The following is a 577-nucleotide window of genomic DNA, read 5'->3' as shown; positions in this document are numbered from 1 at the left end:
TGCTCAGACGGGTCAGACGGTCTATCTGCTCGACCAGTAAAATATCATTGCGGTGACTGTCCATCAGTAAGCGCCCCAGTTCCGGGCGGTCAAGTTTTGTACCGCTGATGTTCTCCCGGTAGTAACTGGCTATTTTATGTCCCCGCTCCTGAACAAACTGCTCCAGCATCTCTTTTGCCCGATCGGCGAACTGATCTTCCGTCGATGCCCTTAAATAAGCTCTGATGAACATTTTTCCACCACGTTATCGCATTTAAGTTATTGCATTTAATCTATCGCATATAGGTTATGTCATTCATCGTGTGCCGTCACGTTTTGAATATGGCGTCAGGGTGTACCCTTATGCGATAAGCATTTCTGTTAAAAATACCGCATCGGATAATTTACGAGGGAAACTATATGGCAAGGAGGCAGATTCTTTCTCTGTCGGAAAGAGAATCATTACTGGCATTACCGGACGAAGAGTTAACGCTGACCCGGATGGCGTATTTCAGTGAACATGATCTGGCACTTATCAGTGCCCACCGTAAACCTGCCAGCCGTTTTGGTTTTGCCGTCCTTCTTTGCTATCTGAAAA

2 protein-coding genes are annotated in these 577 nt (G+C 46.3%); one reads left to right on the top strand and one right to left on the bottom strand.

Going from position 1 to position 577, the window contains the following annotated elements:
* The coding region (locus tag HMPREF1144_RS27680; protein WP_009654682.1) for a recombinase family protein at window positions 1-232 on the bottom strand (232 nt) is incomplete at its 3' end.
* A 167-nt stretch (window positions 233-399) separates the two neighbouring features.
* On the opposite strand from HMPREF1144_RS27680, the gene HMPREF1144_RS32170 reads away from it, so the two are divergent.
* On the top strand, window positions 400-577 hold a 178-nt coding region (locus HMPREF1144_RS32170; protein ID WP_009654681.1), incomplete at its 3' end, for a DUF4158 domain-containing protein.

It is taken from the genome of Klebsiella sp. OBRC7, assembly GCF_000293135.1.
GTDB classification, from domain to species: Bacteria; Pseudomonadota; Gammaproteobacteria; order Enterobacterales; family Enterobacteriaceae; genus Klebsiella; species Klebsiella michiganensis.
Note: the sequence above shows the minus strand (reverse complement) of the source record. Positions and strands in the feature narration are given on the sequence as shown.